The sequence below is a fragment of the Bernardetia sp. MNP-M8 genome, assembly GCF_037126285.1.
GTDB lineage: Bacteria > Bacteroidota > Bacteroidia > Cytophagales > Bernardetiaceae > Bernardetia.
Genome location: NZ_CP147012.1, coordinates 1,574,184 through 1,595,030, shown reverse-complemented (window position 1 = coordinate 1,595,030; position 20,847 = coordinate 1,574,184). Strand labels below are relative to the sequence as shown.

The 20,847-nt window shown below is 31.8% G+C and carries 13 protein-coding genes; 7 read left to right on the top strand and 6 right to left on the bottom strand.

Annotated features, from left to right (window positions below; translation table 11 throughout):
• The first annotated feature begins 36 nt into the window (after positions 1–36).
• The 3 genes from V9L04_RS06620 to V9L04_RS06610 all read left to right on the top strand — a co-directional run bounded on the left by V9L04_RS06620 (position 37) and on the right by V9L04_RS06610 (position 7,058).
• The gene (locus V9L04_RS06620; protein ID WP_338793297.1) at positions 37–5,079 is read left to right on the top strand and encodes a T9SS type A sorting domain-containing protein; all 5,043 of its coding nucleotides are present in this window, start codon (positions 37–39) and stop codon (positions 5,077–5,079) included.
• Positions 5,080–5,169: 90 nt separating this feature from the next.
• Positions 5,170–6,237, top strand: coding sequence for a transposase (locus V9L04_RS06615; protein ID WP_338791501.1), 1,068 nt, complete (start codon positions 5,170–5,172; stop codon positions 6,235–6,237).
• A 107-nt stretch (positions 6,238–6,344) separates the two neighbouring features.
• Positions 6,345–7,058 carry an endonuclease V gene (locus tag V9L04_RS06610; RefSeq protein ID WP_338793296.1) on the top strand — a complete coding sequence of 238 codons (714 nt, stop codon included), beginning with the start codon at positions 6,345–6,347 and terminating at the stop codon, positions 7,056–7,058.
• A 70-nt stretch (positions 7,059–7,128) separates the two neighbouring features.
• Here the strand turns inward: V9L04_RS06610 and V9L04_RS06605 are convergent, their stop codons facing one another.
• The 4 genes from V9L04_RS06605 to V9L04_RS06590 all read right to left on the bottom strand — a co-directional run bounded on the left by V9L04_RS06605 (position 7,129) and on the right by V9L04_RS06590 (position 12,133).
• Positions 7,129–9,630: a leucine-rich repeat domain-containing protein gene (locus tag V9L04_RS06605; RefSeq protein ID WP_338793295.1), complete on the bottom strand. Its 2,502-nt coding sequence runs from the start codon at positions 9,628–9,630 to the stop codon at positions 7,129–7,131.
• Positions 9,620–10,474 carry a hypothetical protein gene (locus V9L04_RS06600; RefSeq protein WP_338793294.1) on the bottom strand — a complete coding sequence of 285 codons (855 nt, stop codon included), beginning with the start codon at positions 10,472–10,474 and terminating at the stop codon, positions 9,620–9,622. Before V9L04_RS06600 ends, V9L04_RS06605 begins: the two co-directional genes overlap by 11 nt.
• Before the next feature lie 176 nt (positions 10,475–10,650).
• Positions 10,651–11,250 (bottom strand): hypothetical protein, encoded by a 600-nt coding sequence (locus tag V9L04_RS06595; RefSeq protein WP_338793293.1) that lies wholly within the window; start codon positions 11,248–11,250, stop codon positions 10,651–10,653.
• Positions 11,251–11,482: 232 nt separating this feature from the next.
• Positions 11,483–12,133, bottom strand: coding sequence for a hypothetical protein (locus tag V9L04_RS06590; RefSeq protein ID WP_338793292.1), 651 nt, complete (start codon positions 12,131–12,133; stop codon positions 11,483–11,485).
• Between the two features lie 760 nt (positions 12,134–12,893).
• Here V9L04_RS06590 and V9L04_RS06585 point away from each other — a divergent pair.
• Positions 12,894–13,400, top strand: coding sequence for a pyridoxamine 5'-phosphate oxidase family protein (locus V9L04_RS06585; protein ID WP_338793291.1), 507 nt, complete (start codon positions 12,894–12,896; stop codon positions 13,398–13,400).
• Between the two features lie 60 nt (positions 13,401–13,460).
• Here V9L04_RS06585 and V9L04_RS06580 read toward each other — a convergent pair whose 3' ends face one another.
• Positions 13,461–16,877: a two-component regulator propeller domain-containing protein gene (locus V9L04_RS06580; protein WP_338793290.1), complete on the bottom strand. Its 3,417-nt coding sequence runs from the start codon at positions 16,875–16,877 to the stop codon at positions 13,461–13,463.
• Between the two features lie 210 nt (positions 16,878–17,087).
• Between V9L04_RS06580 and V9L04_RS06575 the strand changes: the two genes are divergently transcribed.
• From V9L04_RS06575 to V9L04_RS06565, 3 genes are all read left to right on the top strand, one after another.
• Positions 17,088–17,747, top strand: a complete 660-nt coding sequence (locus tag V9L04_RS06575) for a VTT domain-containing protein (protein WP_338793289.1) — start codon at positions 17,088–17,090, stop codon at positions 17,745–17,747.
• Between the two features lie 106 nt (positions 17,748–17,853).
• Positions 17,854–18,666, top strand: coding sequence for a rhomboid family intramembrane serine protease (locus V9L04_RS06570; RefSeq protein WP_338793288.1), 813 nt, complete (start codon positions 17,854–17,856; stop codon positions 18,664–18,666).
• A gap of 244 nt (positions 18,667–18,910) precedes the next feature.
• Positions 18,911–19,828 carry a rhomboid family intramembrane serine protease gene (locus V9L04_RS06565; protein WP_338793287.1) on the top strand — a complete coding sequence of 306 codons (918 nt, stop codon included), beginning with the start codon at positions 18,911–18,913 and terminating at the stop codon, positions 19,826–19,828.
• A 111-nt stretch (positions 19,829–19,939) separates the two neighbouring features.
• Here V9L04_RS06565 and V9L04_RS06560 read toward each other — a convergent pair whose 3' ends face one another.
• Entirely contained in the window at positions 19,940–20,755 is an 816-nt protein-coding gene (locus tag V9L04_RS06560) for a sterol desaturase family protein (RefSeq protein ID WP_338793286.1), read from the bottom strand.
• Between the last annotated feature and the right edge of the window lie 92 nt (positions 20,756–20,847).

Genomic DNA, 20,847 nt, shown 5'->3' with positions numbered 1-20,847 from the left:
TTCATAATTTATTAACTGCAAGTTTATATTTGTGCCATGAAAAAAACAATTTTTATAGCAAAACTCTTTTTGCTATCCCTCTTCTTGTCTGTAAATGCTTTTGGGCAAGACCTTACTATTTCTCCTGAGAATATAGCTGATGAGGTTTGGGTAGATGAACTGAGAAATGGGATTACTGGCTCTGCTGTTTTCCGTAGTGCTCAAGAAGGTCATCTAATAAAAAAATATCCTAATAAAGCTGGATTTGTTAGAACAGGTGGACTTACAGGAATAAATGGTAGGCAAATATCTCTTGGTTCATATTCATCAACTCAAATTCCTTTTGCTATGTCAGAGTTTTTTGTAGCAGGTTATGATGAAAATGAAAATCCTACTTGGATATCTAGAGTAGGGTGTCCTAATGCACACGTACAAGCTTGGGGAGTCGTAAATACAGAAAATAATTTGACAGTAGCTATTTTACAGGCTTGGTACTCATCTACTCAAAATATCACTTTTAGTTTAGATCAACCCTCTAGAAGTTACACAGCAGAAGGTTTTAACCGTTTAGGCACAAATCTATACGAAGCTAATGCAATAGTAGCTTACAACAATAGTCCAAGCGTAATAGGTACTAGAGTGAGTTGGTTTAAGGCACTACCAATGGGGGTTGAAGCTAGACAAATAGTTACTGATAAAAAAGGTAACTTATATGTAAGTGGGCTAATTCATTGGAGTGCTGTTAATTCAGTTACATTTGGAAATACAATCCATTACCCAATTAATCAGGATGGAAGTCCAGAAGGGTTTGTTGTTAAAATTAATCCCAATAGAGGGTACGACTGGAGCAGAGTGATTAATACCTCAAGGGGAAACTCTTTATCTTTAGGGCTAGCCCAAAGAGGAGAGTATATATATTCGACAATTGGATATAATTTATTGGACAATGAAAATAGTTTAACAATCTCTTTGGGTAACAATAACCTCTTATCATTAAATGTATCTAATTCAAACTTGAGCATAGACAAACAGGGCTTAGTATTGCTTAAGTTTAATATTTTTGATGGTAATTTAGAGTGGCTAAGAAGCATGTATGGTGGCATATGGCTTAATACTGACAGGACTACTAACAATCTTGATGTTAGTAGCGAACGAATATATATGTCTTTAGATTATAAGAAGTACAAGAATGACTTCCCTTGTGAAATAAACTTTGGTATAAATTCATTAGGAGTTTTAGGTAGTTCCTATACCTTGGAAACGATTAGCAACTCAGATAATAATGCTGGAATATTAAGCTATAAAATGAATGGAGATTTGCTTTGGGGACTCAATATAGAAGGAGAAAACGAGGTAATAAATGATATCGTAGCTGATGATAAAAATAATGTATACGCTACAATAACATATGAATCTGAAGGTAAAATAAACAGTACACCGTTTGCTACGAATGTTTTAGGTAATTATGGAAATGTAGTTTGTAAAGTCAATAAGTGTGGATTACCATTTTGGACGAAGACTGTTAATGATGATGGATTTACAGGAGCTCCAACGATGCAAATGAACTGTAATATAGAATATTATGATAATAATAGAATATATGTTTCTGGTATTGTTCCTTTCATTGGGCACAGTAATAATTTACATGACAAGGTTCTTCGCCTAAAAAACACCCCAGAAACATCATGTGTAGGTTTAGAGCTTGTTGGAGATGTAGATAGCAGTTTGAACCCTACCAACTGGCAATGGTACAAAGACGACTGCGCTACTCCAATAGCAGGAGCTAATCTTTCGTCTTATACTGCTAATCAAGAAGGAAATTATCATGCTACTGTAACTGTAACAATAAATGGAATTCCTCAAGAACAGAGTTCTAATGCAGTATGGGTCAATATGACACCAGAATATGCAGACTTTAAGATTGAAGGAGAAACTAGAGTTTGTTTGAATACTTACCAGTATTCTATCAGCAATATACAAAATGATGTTACTTACGAATGGAAGCTAGATGGAGTAGTTGTTCAGACAGGTTCTGCTCCATTTTCTAAAACTTGGACAGCTACTGACGCAGGTATTCGTACGATTAGCATTACAGCCACTACAAATGGTGAATGTATTTTCACTAAGAGCTTAGAAGTAGAAGTTTTTGACCCTGCTCCTCCTCTAAATATGTCTCCTGATGTTGCCATTTGTGAAGGAGATAATCAAACTTCTGTTTCGATATCAGCTCGTACTTTTGGATACGACCTTTCTGGTTATAGCTGGAGTCCTACAATTGGTCTTGTTAGTCCTACTATAAGTGGTACAGGAGTTATTCTAAACCAACTACCAAACGGAACAACCACTTATACTGTTACAGCTACTATGGCAAATGGCTGTACCAACACAGGAACTGTATCTATAACGAAAGGCTCAAGCGTAGCTTTAGATATTCCAGAAGAAAGTATTTGTGTAAATGCAGCTACTCCTCTTATCTTATCAGGAGGTTTACCTTTGGGAGGTGTGTATAGTGGTGGACAAGGAGTTTATTTTGATGGAACAAACTATATATTTGATCCGAGTGGTTTACAATCTGGCGATTATGAAATTACTTACACAAATGATTGTGGTAGTGCTACTGACATCATAGAAGTAAAAAGTGGACGTAAAGATTATAATCTACAAATAATGGCTTGTGCTGGTTCTAACCAAGCTGAGGTTTTCCTTACTCCAAGTTTGTCTAATGGAGATGAATTAGAATTATTAGGACAGACTTACACTTCTGGTGGTTACTGGAACATCTCGTCAAGTATAGGTACAAGTGTTACAGCAACTATTACAAATAATACTACTGCCACTACTTGTGGAGGAACTTATATTAATAATAGTCTAAATACTGTAACAGTTACAGTTGTAGAAGCTCCAGCTAAAGACTTATATTATAAAGATCATCCTTTCGATTTTGGTCAGCAGCCTAGTGGTGGTGGATGGAATAGTCCTTCTATCAGTGTAACTCGTACTGCTCCACCTGTTGGTTATGATTTGGTTGCTCCTTTGTATCCTAGTTTAGGGTTCGATATAAATACTCAACCTCAAAAGTTTATTAAATTTTATTATAGTGATGGTAATGCTTCTAATTTTGCTACAGTTGAAGCAGTAGTAGATGCACATCCAGGTACTTTAGTAGGTGGAGTGCTAAATTATATATATTTAAGAGTATATAATAAATGTGGAGCTTTTGGAGAAGGACTTCAATTTGATGTTTCATTCTCACAATCTGTTACTGCTCTTAACCCTGGTGGTTGGACTTCATATCTACCTACTGGTTTAATAGCTAGTATTCCAAGAGACTTACCTAGTGGAGGAGAATTGATTATTGCTATTCCAGTAGATGCAGGTATTATAGGAATAGGTGGGGGTGGACACACGTGTAGTTATGCTCAACTTTTTGATTGTATAAATCCAAGTGACTTATCCTGTCAAGAAACATCAGGATTTGGACATCTTCCTCTTGCTAACATTTCTGGTTCTAATAATAAGACATGGAGAAATTTGAATTTTATTTCTGCTATACAAGGAGATGGTACAGTTACTATCAAAAATGATGATTTGGTGGGCAAGATGGTACGAGTAAAATATGACTTTGATCCTCATACTCCTGGCAAAGCCCATTATTTAGAATATAATAGTTTGCAAATCTCACTACCTCCAGGTTTGTTATCTAGATGGAGTGCAAATAATTATTTGAGCAATAATGTTGATTTCATAAATGGAAGCAGCTCTCTTGTCAGACTTACTGAACAACGTAATGGTTGGATGGAGTTTTGGTTAGATGCAGGAGAAAGCTATACGTTAGGTCTATCTTTTGGTATTCCACCTTCAAATAATCTTAGTTTGCAAGACCCTGTTTATGTTTTCCATGTATCACAACATAATGAAGGAGTACCAACAGGAGGAGTAAGTTATAACTTAATGATAGATTTTGTTGATGTAGCACCAGTTGTTCCTAGCAACTTGCAAGCTCAAGCAATATCTTCTAGTAAAATCGAACTTACTTGGTTAGATAATTCTGATAATGAACAAGTATTTGTTTTGGAGCGTCGTATATTGGGAAGTTCGACTTATGAAATAGTAGCTAACATCAATGAAAACGAAATTACCTATACAGATGAAGGATTAGATTCTTACACTACTTATCAATATCGTTTGAAAGCTATGTCTTCTACAGGTTTAGTTTCAGATTATATATATGCAGAAGCTACAACACATATATCATCAGATATTCAGATTAGTGGAACTATCAGAAATCATGTTGATAATGCTCCAGTTGGAGAAGTAGTAGTAGAATTATTAGATGCAAATAATACTGTAATTAGTCAGATAACTACTATATCAGATGGAGTTTACAGTTTTAATGTACTGCCAAACACTATTTATAAAGTACGTCCGAGTAAAGATATTAATCCACACAATGGAGTTGATAATGCTGATTTGCAAGCAATTGGAGGTGGAGGTGCATCAGCAGGAGGTACACCAACATTCAACAATACTCCTTATTTATTCCTAGCAGCAGATGTAAATGGAGATTGTAGAGTTAATCTTGGAGATAGAATGATGTTGAGAAATTTTGTTCTAGGAAACATAAGTAGTATAACAGCTCCTTCGTGGAAATTTGTTTCTTCAGATTATGATCTGAGTTTGATATATACTAATTATAGTAACAATCTTCCTTGTTTTGAAAATACTAGAGTATATAATTCAATAACTGCAAGTTACATCAATCAAGATTTTGTAGGAGTCAAGACAGGAGATATAACAGGTGATGTAGATCCTTTGCAAAAAGTACAAATAAAAGAAGAAGTGAATGAAACTACATTTAAGGCTTCTCCAAATCCATTTACTACTTCTACTACTATACATTTCAGTTCTGAGGTTGCAGAAAACTACACAATGGTAGTTCGCAATTCTTTAGGACAAGAGATTAAACGTATAGAAGGAGTTACTAAAAAAGGAAATAACAAAGTAGAAATAAATATGCTTGGTTACTCTTCTGGATTATACTATGTAGAATATATTTCTTCTGATAGAAGAGAAAATATTAAAATTGTATTGGCTAGATAAAGCGAATTAAAAAAAGCTAATTTATTAACTGGAGTTACGCAGCTATTTTTTGTTTTGTCTAATTAGGTTTAAATTAGCAAAAAAAACGTTATGAACAACTATTTAGGCAATTTGTATAGTAGCTATTTATTAGCTAGTAGTGGTCAGATTACTTGTACAGGTTTATCGTCTATTTTAGATAATGAAATTAGTCATGACGAGTTTACTCGTTTTTTAAATGATTCTATCGGCTCTCATGAGCTTTGGTTAAAGGTAAAACCTACTGTTCGTTCTTTGTCCACTTGTCATTCAGACGGTGTTCTGATTTTAGATGACCACATTGAAGAAAAACAGTATATGCAAGAAAACGCTTTGATTAGCTGGCATTATGATCATAGTTTAAAACGTAGTGTAAAAGGGATTAATCAGCTAAGTGTCTTATTTGAATGTGGTGGTTTTTCTATTCCAGTAGGATTTGATTTTGTTCACAAAACAGAATATTATGAAAATAAAGGCGTAGTAAAAAGAAGAAGTCCAGAGAATAAAAATTCTAAGTTTCGTAAGTTGGTAAGTCAAGCGATGTATAATCAAATCAACTTTGAGTTTGTATTAGCCGATTCTTGGTTTTGTTCTGCTGAAAATATGAAGTGGGTAAAACAGACCCACAAAAAGAATTTCATATTTGCTATCAAAAAAAATAGAAAAGTAGCTTTAAGCCTAGCAGAGAAGCAAAAAGGTCATTATCAAGCCTTATCTGAACTCATTATAGAAGATAAGACTACCCAAACGGTGTATCTAAAAGGAGTAGATTTTCCACTCTCTTTAGTGAAACAAGTCTTTAAAAACAAAGATGAAAGTGAAGGTTGTTTATATCTAGTATGTAGTAAAGAAGGGCTTGATTTTTCTCAAATCACTACAATCTACAAAAGAAGGTGGAAAGTAGAGGAGCATCATCGTTCTATAAAATCTAATTTGAATTATGCAAAATCTCCTGCTCATAAAGCTAACACACAACAAAATCATTGTATTATGTGCTTATTTGCGTTTTATGAATGGGAATGTATTGCTAAAACCATCAAAACAAATCAAACAGCTCTAAAACAAAAAATTTATATCAAGGCTATAAAAGTAGCTTTTGACAATGTGCAAAAACTCAAACAAAAATATATTCCTGCGTAACTACAGTTATTAAAAAGCCTTATGTCTATAATTTAGATGTAAGGCTTTTTCAATCTTTTTTAATAACTTGAAAAGCTATAATTTAAACTCACAAAAAACTTTTTACTTTGGAAAATAACGAGGAATTAATAAAAAAACTGACTAACTTTCAGAATCAACTTGCGCCTAGTGTTTGGATTCCTATGGATGCTGAGCCTATTTATAAAGATGCAATTTTGGGAGCAATAGATGTACAATATGAAGGCGAAAATGGCTTTGCTGCCATTGTGATTTTTGATAGAAAGGGAAAAATACTTCACACATTTGCAAAGAAATATGAAGCAACTATTCCTTATATTCCTAGTTTTTTTGCATTTAGAGAAGGAGATATTATTATCAAATTAGTCAATGAGGCTGAAAAGGAACTTGATATAAATATTGATATTTTGCTTATAGATGGACACGGAATTGCACACCCAAGAAAATTTGGCTTGGCTTCTTATGTTGGTTTGGTTCTGGAAAAAATGTCTGTTGGAGTAGCTAAAGATACTTTAGTACAATATGATGGAACTTTGTCTAAAGAAAAAGGAAGTAGTTTGCCTATTTATTTAGAAGAAGACATAATTAATCAAAATGAAATTGTTGGCTATGCGTATCGAAGCCGAGAAAATGTAAAACCAATTTTTGTAAGTGCAGGACACAAATTATCTAGCGTTCAGGCATTACAGATTACTAAAGAGCTAACAGGAGAATATAGGCAATTAGATGTTTTGAGAGAAGCTGACCGTTTGGCTAGAGAAGCAGCTAAGCAAGATGAAGAATTGAAAGAAAGTAAATTATAAAACACAAAAAATCCTTATCCAACTTTTATAGTGAATAAGGATTTTTGATTTTAAAGAGAAAATATAATTTCTAATAATAAATCACTTCACAACGTGGGTGATCCTCTTTAAAATCATCTACTTTTCCTTTAGAAATTTTGGTATTATAACAACGCAAAATTTCTAATTTTCTCATATTTTCCAAACCTTTAAGGTTACGCAATTTTGTCGTATTACAAGATAGTTCAGTAAGTTCTTTTAAAGGTTCTAAACATTTTACAGTTCTGATTTGCGTTCCTGCACAGTTTAGGCGTTTGAGTTTTTTGAATGCTCCCATTGGCTCAAGACTTTCTACTGGAGTGTTTTCAAAAACTAATTGCTCCAAATCTTTAAGTGTTGTAATTGGCTCAAGATTCGAAACGGGTGTTTCAGAAAAACGCAAAATACGAAGCGTTTTGACATCCTTAATAGGAGATAGATTACTCACACTAGTACGAACAAAGCTAAGTTCACGCAAACGAACACACATTTGTAAAGGTTGCAAATCACGAATATCACTTATTCCATCAAGATTAATTGATTCTAAATAAATCATGGCGTGTAATTGTTCTTTGTTGGGTTGTGTCTCTATTTTTACGTGTTTTTTAAGAGCTGTTTTCCAACTTTCTGAAAGTCCTGTCCACCAATTATTCAATGTAACTGTCTTATATATCACGACAGTAGAAGGATTTTTACTCAGAAAAGCAGCTACTAATTCATCTTTCAAAGCAGCTCCATCAGCATAAATAAATTCTAAGTTAGTTAGATTTTGAAGCGTAGAAATATCACTTACAGCAGTATTTTCAATATCTAATTTTTTTAATCTTGCCAAACTTTGAAGTGGCGAAACATCTGAAATTTTGGTATTATTTGCTTCCAAAACTTCCAAAGCAATCAAGTCACGAAGTGCTGTGATATCGCTTACTCCTGTTCTACTGATATTAATTTCTTTCAAACTCTCAAAAATACGAAGTGGCTCAACTGTTTTGACAGATTGTCCTCTTGCATCAATTTTTGTGATTCTTGAAAGTGTTGCTAATTCTTCTTTTGTTGGATTTGAGGGTGTTAGTTTACTTGCTGTTTTGAAAACTTCTTTCCAATCGAAAGATAAATTTTTCCACCAATTTTGCAGAGCTTCCGATTCATAGACTACCAAAACATTTGATTTAGTTTGAGTCAATTCTTGTGCTTGTCCTAATTTTACGCCTGTATTATCACAATAGACACGTTCCAATGCTGCAATAGAAATGAGAGGTTTCAAACTTGTAATTTTAGTATTATTTGCATACAACAAACGTAATTTTTCTAATTTAGAAAGTGGTTCTAAACTGCTTATGTTTGTATTAGAAATATCTAAACGTTCTAGTTCTTTTGTTTCAGAAAGTGCTGCAATTGAAGTAAGAGGAGTAAAAGAGGCTTCCAAGAATTGTAAAGTAGAAACATTTTTGACTGGATCAAGATTGGCTACTTTTGTTTTTGAAATTCTAAGTTCTTTCAAAGAACTTCCATCTACCATTCCAAGAGCTTCTAAAGAATTTACACCAGTAATAGAAAGATCCAAACGCTCCAAATTAGTTAGATATTCAAGTGTTTTTATTTCGTTTACCTTTGTATTTGATACATTCAATTCTCTCAAATTGGTTGCATAAGTAAGAGCTAAAAGGTCTTGTATTGGTGTATTAGAAGCATCTAAGACTTCCAAATTTGTAATGCTACGAAGTGGAAAAAGATTTGAAACCTGTGTATTTGCACATTTAAACGTTTTGAGTTTCATAAGACGGCTAATAGGCTGAATATCTTTTACAGTTGGATTATTACTAATATCCAAAACTTCCATTCCTACAATAGAATGAAGCTGACTATTAGAAATTGAATCACCAACAGGAATAGTTACGTATTCACTAAAAACAGCTAACCATTCAGCAGGCAAATCGTTCCACCAGCTACGCAAAACTTCTGTCTCATTAGCTTGACTTGTATAGATACTAATGATTTTTAAATCTTGACTTTCAACATCATAACTCATATCTATATAACGAGGAAGGTTATTTTTTACCTTTTCATTTTTAAAATTTGTTCCTTCTAAAGCACGGTTTGTAGTGGCAGTAAAAAAGATTGTTCCATCAGGAGCAACTCTATGAGCAATGCTATTTACAGTATATTTAAAAGTTGCATTTTTATAAAAAAAGTCAATATCTTTCAAATAAGATTGTACATTTTTGTTCATCCATAAATCACGTTTATCTATCAAATCATCTTCAACCTGAACATTTTTATCCTTAAAAATTTTCTGAAAACTTTGATTGACAATTGTTTCTTTATCACGAACAGAAGACTCTTCTTCGCCTAATGTATTATACATGAACTGCATAAAAGAAACCAAAGAACGTACACGGTCTTCATATTCTTTTAACTTTTCAGGCTCAATTTGTTCGCCTTGAGTTTTTTTGTCTTTGTCATTTTTGCCTGTGTTTTTAGTTGTTTGAGCAAAAAGAGTAGTAGTAGTAAATGCCAATAAAAGGCATAAGAGATAAGAACGGAAATTAATTACCATTAGAATAAATATAATTTAACAAAACATCTTTATTATCAGGAGTTAAGCGAGCTAAATTTGAAATTAGCCAACCATTGTTGTATCCTCCACGATTGAAACGAGAAACTTCAAGATACCAATTATCTATTTGAAAAAAGTGAAATTTTACATTTGTAACCGTTTTGAATTGTAGTGCATTACGAGCCACTTCATATAAAAATAGTGTTACATAATCTGTTTTATGATTTACCTCAACATAATTTTTGACTTCTTTGAGTTCTTGAGGTTCATCAAATATCTTTCTTAGATTCATAAATTCTAGTTCATGACTAAGTGGGTGCAAAAACTTATTTGGGTCTTGAATATCTTTTCCCATTATTTTAGCAAAAGGCGAAAAGTAAACATTACTGATTACCCATTTTGAGCCAACTCTTTCTTCTTGGAGTTTCATAAAAAGAGTCAAGTCTTGTTCTCTACCTTCATAAACAAAACGAGTAGTTACTTCTGCAAACCAGTTTCCACCATGAAACTCTAAAAATGTTGGATTGCTTGAGTTAGTAACCTGATTGACAAAATCATCTTTTACAGATTGAGGAACAGCTTTATTTTGTCCATCAAAAAGTATATTTATATAGTCTTTTCTATCTGAGTTATTTCTAAATTCTTTACTACTAGGATCAAACTTATTTCCTAATTTATCTTCCTCATGATTAAAACGTCTAAAAAACTGATTCATTTGCTTGGTGGCAGCATACAGATCAGATTCATCACCCAAATAATTACCTATTTGTGCAGAAACAGAAAAAGGCAAAAGGAAAACCAATGCCAAAAGAAAAGTTGAAAAAATACGTTTTAATACAATCATAAATTACGAATTACGAATTACCAATTAAATACATTAGCATAGCTAATCAAGAATTTCAGTAATTCAATTACAAATTGAAATAAAAAATAGCTTGTGTAAAAAATAAATTACGAATTACAAATCAAAAATTACAGGACTTCCGTAATTAATAATTCGTAATTCGTAATTGAATTTGTCTAGTTTCTCTTTGTTTCGCTTACACGAACATCACCTAAAAGAACATCCCAAAAGCCGATTTCACGACCTGCAATAATAGTTTTTTTACGTTCTACATAAACTGTAATATCTTTCTTAGTTACATCAGAATATTGAACCAAACCATCGGCAGATTTACCTGTAAAACGTTGGAAGATAGTAATTACACCTACATAACGTCCGTCTGGTTGTTTTTCTAAGTCAGAAATATACTGAATATTAAACCAATCGATTTCTACTTGATCGTAATTAAGAGCCATCAAACGGTCAAAATATTTACGAACACCATAATAACGAATTGCTTTAGAGTTTACAGAAGAAACTCCCATTTCTGCGCCATCAGAAAATAATTCCATTGCACGGTCAATGACACGCATAGCTTCCGAATACTGAGTAGATTTGTTTCCGATAAGAGAAATATAACGACTTAAATCTTTTACTTTTTCTAAAGCAAGAGAGTCAATCGCACGTTTACGAGTAGGACTAAGGTCTGCATTTGTTTGAGCAGAAGCAGAAGAATCTACTGCCATGAAAGCAAAAACAAATAAAAATGAGAAGAGAAGTTTATTAATATTTTTCATTGTATTAAAAATAATGAGTGAAATTCAAATAATGGATTTAAAAGTTTAAAAAATGACATTGTAACTGAAAATGCAGTTACTCATTGAATGATAATAACTAGATAATGAAGTCTAATAATAACTTAGAAATCAAAAAACTGTGCCAAAAATCAAAACTCAGTTGTGGCTGATAATTATATCAACCACAATTTATTCAATAGTTGTTGTTAGCTTTTTAGCTAATCAACAAGTATTAATTACTAAGTTCTAAAAGTTTGATTTTGCCGTTTTCATCTGTGCCAATGCTCACTACTTTGTGATTCATTTTCTTTTGGTCTTTGATGAAGTTAAGGTATTTTTCAGCAGTTGTTGGCTCGTCATAATCTTTTTCTCCTCCTTCTTCTGCAATGATAATCAAAACAGGAGCTTGTGGAGAAGCAAATAATTTAAGTGCATTTTGGATAGAAGAGTTTGCTGCATTTGCATCACTTGCATTAGCAATTTCTGAGAAGAAGTCTTTGATAGTTTTACTTTTCTTGTTTGCTTCAGCTTCAGCTTCTTTCTGACGCTTCTCTTCTTCTTCTCTAATGCGCTGCTCTCTTACACTTTGCTCTGCTTGAGCGATAAGGTCTTTTACAGTTGCATCATCAATATTCATTTTCTTGATAGCATCAATTCTTTTCTGACGCTCTTCAGCAGACATAGAAGTATCGTTTAAAAGTGCCTGTAAGTCTTTTGTTGCTTTTTCAATTTTTGCTTTTTTCTCAGCTGCAGCTTGTTCTGCTGCAATTTTCTGTTTGTTTTTACAACTTGTAGTAGTTAGAGTAGTTCCCATTCCTAAAAGAATAATTAAATAAAAATTTAAACGGAAATACCATTTGCGAATTGACTTGTTCTTTTGCATAACAAAAAATAGGGTTTGGATTAAATGAAGTATAAAACTTCGGTTAAATAAAAGTTGATTGATTAAAAAGTTGTCTGAAATGAAAAATTCCTTTCAAAAAGTTAAATATACTAAATTCTGAGAGAAGTATATTTTAATAATTCTTGAAAGTACATTTTAAGAGAGTTTATTTAATTGATAATTTTTAGCTAAAAATGACGTTTTTGTGTAATTATATCAATAAAATTGGGTAGTAAAAAACGGTATTTTTACGGCTAAGCATCTAGCAAATTTAGTGACAGATTTGATAAAAAAATAAGAGTTTAAAAAAATAAATATCAGAAGTTTTAACTGGTTCTCTTTATGAAACACCAACTCTTAAAAAGTGTTCAAAAAAAAAATATTTCTTTCACAAATTTTAAGTTTAAATCTGCATTTAGAGTAGTTAGAATGAATAAAATAGAAAAATAAATCTAGGAGAATTATTTATCGTATTTCCCAAAAATTTAAAAAGTGCTTTGGCAATGAGATAAAAAATGACTTACAAAACCATCAATAAAAATAAGAATTGAAAAATATCCAAAAGGCAATAACATAATGTTGGGAGGATTTTTATTAACGTCTTAAATTATAGAAAATCAAAACTATTATTGTATTGGTCTGTTTATAATAGCAAAAAGACACACATTCATTATTTATCTGAAATGTTAAATATATTTTGTTTAATATGTAAGAATATTTTTTAAACTATTTTTTTTAATCTAAATACAAAACACCTATTATGGGAGAAGTAAAAAATCTTATCGACAAGAAAGCTATCAGCAAAATGCAAGAAATTGTGAAAGACCAACGAATTTGCATGTTTGCTACCAATCTAACAGAAGCACCATTTTCAGTTTGTCCAATGACAGCACAAGAAGTATCAGAAGATGGGCATATTTTATTTTTGAGTGCAGCAGATAGCGACCACAATCAAAAAATATTATTAGACCCAAGAGTTCAACTTATGTTTTCAAAAGTTTCAGACAGCGAATTTATGAGCGTTTATGGAAAAGCAACCATTTCAAAAAACAGAGAAAAAATTGATGAAATTTGGGATCCGTTAGCAAAAGCATGGTTTCCAAAAGGAAAAGATGATCCAAATTTGACAATCATTGAAGTATTTCCAGAAGATGCCTATTATTGGGATACAAAAGATGGAAAAATTGTTTCTATGTTAAAAATTGTAGCTTCTGCAATGACAGGAGAGCAAATGGATGGTGGCGTAGAAGGACACTTGACAGTATAAAAAAAATAGCAAAGAAAAATTTAGACCTTTATTTATTTGAAAAAGTAGATAGAGGTTTTTTTATTCACTCAAAATTTCACTTCTATCAATAGGTAAATAAATCAAAAATGTAGTTCCTTCTCCCATTTTGCTTTCTACCTCCATCTTTCCTTGATGTTTTTCTATTAATCCAAAACTAATAGAAAGTCCTAAACCTGTTCCTTTTCCGACTCCTTTTGTAGTAAAGAAAGGTTCGAAAATCTTTTGACGTGTTTCTTCACTCATTCCTTTTCCAGAATCTTGAATAGAAACTTTAGCTGTTTTGATATTTAAAGGAGATTCTTCTTGGGAGAGTTTTTGAGTAGAAATAATGATTTTATCTTTTTGAGGTAATTTAATATCTTCTTTTTCTCTTTTTTCATCTATTGCCTGAATAGCATTTGCAATAATATTTGTAAAAACTTGATTGAGTTTACCTGGGAAGCATTCTATTTGAGAAATACCACTATCAAAATTTCTGACTACTTCTATATGATCTTTGTATTGAGGACGCAAAATAACAAGTGTAGCCACAATATTTTCATGTAAGTCTGCCCAACGAAGTTCTACTTCATCTAACCTAGAAAAAGTACGCAGACCTTTTACAATTTCGCTAGTTCGGTGTGCTCCATATCGAATATCTTTTACAAGTTGATTCAAATCTTCTTTTAATTCCTCAAATTCAATTTGAGTTTTTAATTCTAATATTTGATTAAATTTTTCTTTTTTCTTTTGTTGATTTTCTTTTTGAGCTTGTTCTGTATTATTCTCTGATTTTTCTAATACTTCATATTCTTCATATAAAAACATAAGTTCCATAAGTTCATCTAAGGTAGTTTGAAGAGCATCTACTCCTGCATAAACAAAATTTATGGGATTATTTATTTCATGGGCAATTCCTGCTGTAAGCTGTCCCAAACTTGCCATTTTTTCAGATTGAACCAAATGAATTTGGGTTTGATTGAGTCGTTGAACAGTATCTTGTAACTCTTCTTTTTGTATTTGAAGCTGTGATTTTTGTTTTACAATTTCTTCTGTTCGGTTGGAAACTTCTTTTTCTAAATAAATTTGATTTCGTTTGTACTGTAAATTTCTAAGATAATAAATAAGTAAGAAAAGAAGAATCACACCCAAAACACCACCTACTTGAAAGCCTAATCGTTGATACCAATGAGGTTTTACTACAAAATTTAGAATGGCAGGATTTTCATCATTCCAAGTTCCATCTCCTTTTTTAGTGATTACTTCAAAACGATATTCGTTAGGAGGAAGGTTGGTATAAGATGCACTACGCTGATTTTGAGAATTTATCCAGTCTTTATCAAAAGGATCAAGACGATATTTAAAGTCTAGTGAAAGGGAGTTTGTATAATCAAAGGCTGTAAAGAAAATAGTCAAATACTGTGTTCCTGCTTCTAAAGAAATATCTTTATTAAAATCATAAATAGTTTTTTCATCAGTTTCTAGTTTTTCAAAAATAGGTTGAGATTCATTTTTTCTTTTTGTAATAGAAGATGGATTTATATGAACAACTCCACTATAAGTTGGAAACCAAACATTCCCTTTCAAATCTACTAATCCTCTTCCTGTGCCGACCATTTGGTCACTTTTCATTCCATCTGTTCGATTGAAAAAACGACAATCTACCAAATCAATTTTTTTCTCTGCAAAATCATTGAGTTGTTTGGTCTGTATTCGCATTAAACCATTATTACAAGGTAACCAAAAATAACCCTCTCTATCTTCTAAAATATCAAAAACAGTTCCTTCACACAATCCAGAACTGGCATCATAATTTGTAATTTGCTCTCCTTTTATGCGTGTAAGTCCTGAATCTGTTCCTAACCAAATTATATTATTATCGTCTACAAAAATTGAAAAAACAATGTTACTTGCGAGTCCGTTTTGTGTCCAAAGCTGTTTAACAATTTGTTTGTTTTCTATAAAAGAAATCCCTCTTTTAGTTCCAACAATAAAATTTCCTGTTTTATCTTCTGCCATACTCATAATGGTTTCCGAAGCTAAGTTTTTACTTACTGTTTTGAAGGAGTCTTGGTTTGTAAGATAAAAAAGCCCTGCTCTTCGTGTTCCTATCCACAAAGTAGAGTCTTTTGTTTCAAAAGTCATACGAACTTGGTCATCTAAAAGTCCGTCGTTTAATCCGTAAATTTTATGTTTATTTTCTCGTGTAATTTTGACAAGACCATTATAGGTGCTTATCCAAAGACTAGAATCTCTATCAAAAAGTAAGTGACGAATACGCTGGCTTGGAAGCTGTAAAGGTAATTTTGCATTTCTGACAGTATTTCCATATAAAATAGAAATAGAATCACTTTCTCCAGCAATAAGATATTTATCAGGTGTAAATTGTACAATAGAGTAAATTACATTAGAGCAAAGCCCTTCACTAGGACTAATATTAACAAATTTTCCATCTAAAATCTGGGCAAGTCCACCTCTAAACATAGCAATCCAAATATTACCATCTCTATCCACTAATAATTTTTGTAGAATATTACTAGACAGACCTTGATCTTCGTTGTAATGCTCTAGTAATTTTGTTTTTTTATTAAAACGATATAATCCATTTTCAGAAGTAATCCAATAAAAACCATTTTGGTCTTCCAAAATATCAGATGCATCTTTTATAGCCGTTATTTTTTTGTAAGGAGAATCAGCTAAAGAATCTCCTTGTAATAGTTTTAACCCGTTTTCTGTTCCTACCCATGTAGTTGTATTGATTGTTTTGGCAAATGAAATTCCTCTTGTCTGTTCAAAATCTATTATTCGGCTTATTTGTTGGTTTTTATAGCGTACTATATCACCCCGAAGAGATGTAAAGTAAAGTGCATCATCTTTTTCAAAAATAGAAGCCACAGCTCCTTGTAAATATAGGCGAAGTTCTTTTAGAGGTCTAAACTGTTCGTCTTGATAATAAAAAATACCGTTTGTACTTGTTCCTACCCAAACAATTCCATTTTTATCTTCATAAATTGCTTCAATATTGTATTCATTTAAAATATTAAACTCTATAGGAACACTAAATTCATTATTTTCAAATTTCAAAATCCCTCGCTGTGTTCCTACCCAAACATTTCCTTTTGAGTCAGATAAAAGTGAGCGAATAGCATGAGAGCGAATAATAGGTGTATTTTTGACTGTATAGGGGGTAAACTTTGCGCCATCAAAACGAGCTAACCCATCATGAGTAGCTATCCAAATATATCCTTTTTGGTCTTGAATAATATCTATAATAGCATTTGAAGGTAATCCTTCTTCAGTTGTCCATTTTCTAAAAATATATTGAGAAAGTGTTTTTTTAGAATCAAGATTTATAGTTTGTTGAGCAAATGAAAAAACAGGAAATAACACAAAAAAAAGACCACTCAAAAAAATTACTAAATGAGTAATTCTTATGATTGAAAAAATAAATAAAGATGCTTTTATAGGAGATTTCACTCTGTTTTTTTTATATTTTTTTCCAAAATTGAAGTACGACAAAATTTTTGAGTTTTGAAAATTATAAAATGCACAAACATAGGTTTGATTAGTTAGTTAGAAAGAAATAAAATTTTAACACTTTATTTTATTTGCCTTTCTTTGATGCAATTCCTGAAAAAAACAATAAACACATTACAAAAACATATTCGTAGCATCAGCATGGTAATTTTGTCAGCCTTATTACCCATTTTGGCAAGTACAGGCATTACGGTATTGCTTTTGTATTTTGAAAGTGAACTTCTACTATGGAATTTTTGGCAATGGCTTTTTCTATATTTGGGAGTTAGTATTTTGATGGGTTTTGCGCTTATGCCTACTACATTGATGGCTTTCTTGACAGGTTATTTTTTAGGCTTTGAAGGAACACCTTTGATGATTGGTTCTTATTTGATTGCTTCTTATACAGGTTATCAGTTGGGATTATTTTTGGAAGGTGAAAAAATTCATAAAAATCTATTAGAAAAGCCAAAAGTAAGCCATTTTTTGACTTCTTTGAAAGAAAAAAGCTGGAAATTGATTATTTTAGTAAGACTTTCGCCTGTCTTGCCTTTTTCAGTCATGAATTTGGTGCTTTCTGCCATTCGTTTTCCAATGAAGATGTTTTTGATAGGTTCTTTTATAGGAATGATGCCCAGAACTCTTTTTGCAATCTATGTAGGCACAAGAGCACAAAACCTAAAGAGTTTGATAGAAAATGAAACAACAAGTGACTTTCCGTATTCAGAAATAATAATTGTATTGCTAACTGTAATTACTATTTTTGGAATTGGTAGAATGGTAAGAAATTCAATGAAAGAGCTAAATAATGATAAGTTATCAAATGGTTGAGCAATAATGAAAACCTTTTTTGATAAAAAATAGTAATAATCTAAAACAAAATATACAGACCCTAAGGTTTTTCAAAACACTTAGAATCTACATAAAATAAAGAAATATGTCTAAACTAACACCTGTTGTAAAAGTATTATTGATTCTTAATATTGCTATTTTTGCTCTGCAATATATTTTACAGAATTATGGAATAGATTTATCTGAAATGTTTGCTTTACGTTATTTTGGAGCAGAAACATTTGCACCTTATCAGCTTGTTACACATATGTTTTTACACGCTGGTTTGTGGCATATTTTGGGAAATATGTATGCTCTTTATATTTTTGGACCTCCTTTGGAAGAATATTTTGACTCTAAACGCTTTCTTGCTTTATACATGATTGCAGGTTTGGGAGCTGCTGTTTTGCATGTGGGTGTAAGTGCTTGGGAAGTTCAGAATATGCAAATACAAGTAGAAGAGTTTAAAGCACATCCAACTCCTGCTGAATTCACATCATTTATGAAGGGAGAAGGTTTTTATGTCTATGACCGTTCTGCTGAAATACGAAGTTTTATAAATGACTTTGAAGAAAATCCGACTAATCAATCTTATGTTAGTAACGCAACAAGTTTGGTTGATAATATTGCTTATGCAAAACGAAATATTCAAACTGTTGGTGCATCAGGTGCAGTATTCGGTATTTTGGCAGCCTTTGGGGTTGTCTTTGCCAATATAAAATTAGTTTTACTTTTTCCACCTATTCCGATAAAAGCCAAATATTTAGTTTTTGGATATGCTTTGTATGAAATTTATGCTATTTATCAAGCCAATCCAACGGATAATGTAGCCCACTTTGCACACATTGGAGGCTTTATATTTGGAATTATTTTGGTTAAATTGTGGGGGAAAAGCGATAAACCGATGAGGTGGAATTAATATTTTATGTCGTTGGTTGGCATATCAACATTTTTATGTAGGGAAAAGGCACGCCTTTCCCTACTCAGTAGGAAATTTGGTAGCTCTAAATAAATTATAAATGACTATTTTGGGAAAACACATGCCTTTTCCCTACAAATACAAATTACTGGTGCGACAATTTGTTATGCACTCTCAACAATAGTAAAGCAATTAATACTCATAAAATTTTGTATTAAAAAATAAAAATAAAAATAAAAATAAAATGGAATTACGAGATAGATTACAATATGAATGGAGTAAATCAAATAATGTAGTAATGCGAATCATTATGATAAATGTAGCTGTTTATCTATTATTTGCAACTATAGTAATTATTTCTAAATTTGGTGGTTTTCCTGCTTTACAAGATTTTGCTATAAAAGCATTATATCTACCAGCAGATTTTATGGACGTATTATATCGTCCTTGGACATTAATTACTCACGCATTTACCCATTCTTTAGGAGATACACTACATATTATTTTTAATATGTTGATATTCTATTGGTTTGGAAATATTGTTGTTTCAGAAGCAGGTTCTAATCGACTTCTAGGTGTTTATGTATGGGGAATATTTGCAGGAGCAACTGCATTTTTGATGTTATACAATTTAGTACCTTATTTTATTGCTTTCAAGCCTCACATGGCAGGAGCAATTGGTGCATCAGCAGCAGTTGATGCTGTAGTGGTAGCAGCAGCTACTTTACTTCCTAATACAAAAATGAGATTACTCTTTTTTGGAGAAGTGAGTTTAAAATGGATTGCTTTGGCTGTTGTTCTTATGTCTTTTGTATCATTAGCTGGTGGAAATGCAGGAGGCAATATGGCACACTTAGGAGGTGCTTTGATGGGTTATTTATTTGTGGTGCAATATAGAAAAGGAAATGATTGGAGCAAGCCTGTTGTGAGTTTTGTTACTTTCTTTCAGAATATTTTTAAAAGAAAACCTAAAATGAAGGCTTATAGAGGTGGAAGTGCTGCTAGTGATGAAGCATATAATCAACAAAAACAAGCACGAGCAAAAAAATCTACTGAAGAACAAAATACAATTGATGAAATTTTAGATAAAATTTCGGCTTCTGGTTATGAGTCGCTTACACAAAAAGAAAAGCAAATATTATTTCAAGCAAGCAAAAAGTAAGAAATAGTTTTAGAGTCTGGTATCTATGAGTTTAACCGTACCAAATCTTCTATCTTTATTTTGGTACGGCTGTCTTATAACAAAAAACTAAAAAGAATATTTCTGAAAATTCTACTTTTGATGTATGCTATCCAAGTTCAAAATATAGGATACATTTTTTTCAAAACGATTTTCTTGAATTCTATCAAATTCTTTTACATAATCAGGATTTTCTGTGTTCATTATTCTATCCCAAAATCTAAAATAAAGTCCATAATTTCCTTTGAATTTGGCATGATGAAGATTGTGATAAACCGAAGTATTCATGATTTCAAAAAGAAATGAGCTTCTAAACCATTTTGGAGTAATTTCGAATCCTAAATGTCCGTAAACACTAAACCAAAAAGAAATAAAAGTAACTGCAAGAATAACAAAAGGATGAACAGGAATAATAAAAAGTGTAATCGGAATAATCACAGCTTCAAGAATAGCTTCTACAAAGTGAAAAGAATAAGCAGCCCAAGGTGAAGGATTGATAGATTGATGATGAATGCGATGAATGCGCTTGAATAATTTGGGAGAATGAATCGTTTTGTGCATCCAATAAAAGTAAGTATCTTGAATCACAAGTACCAAAAAACCACTCACAGGCAACCACCACAACGGAAAATCAGACATAGTTGCATAAATCTGTGAATACTCTCCAAGGGAAGAATAAATAAAGCCAAAACCAATAATTCCAAAAACAAGTGTGGATAAAATAGAGTGTTTTATTTCTCTCAAAAAATCTTTCTTTTGGGCAAAACGACTTTGAATTTTATTCTTGTAAAATTCATTAGAAAATAATTTATAGACAATCAAAAAAGCTAACCCTGCAAAAATTAAGTAGCGAACTAGATTGCTAATAAGAGGTACATAAGGCGAAAAATAAAAGGCTTGAGTTTCCATAATAGTATGTTTGTTTTAGAGTATATAAACTTATCAATCAGTTTATAATGAATGACTTATGATTGATTTGATTTATACAAATATACTATACA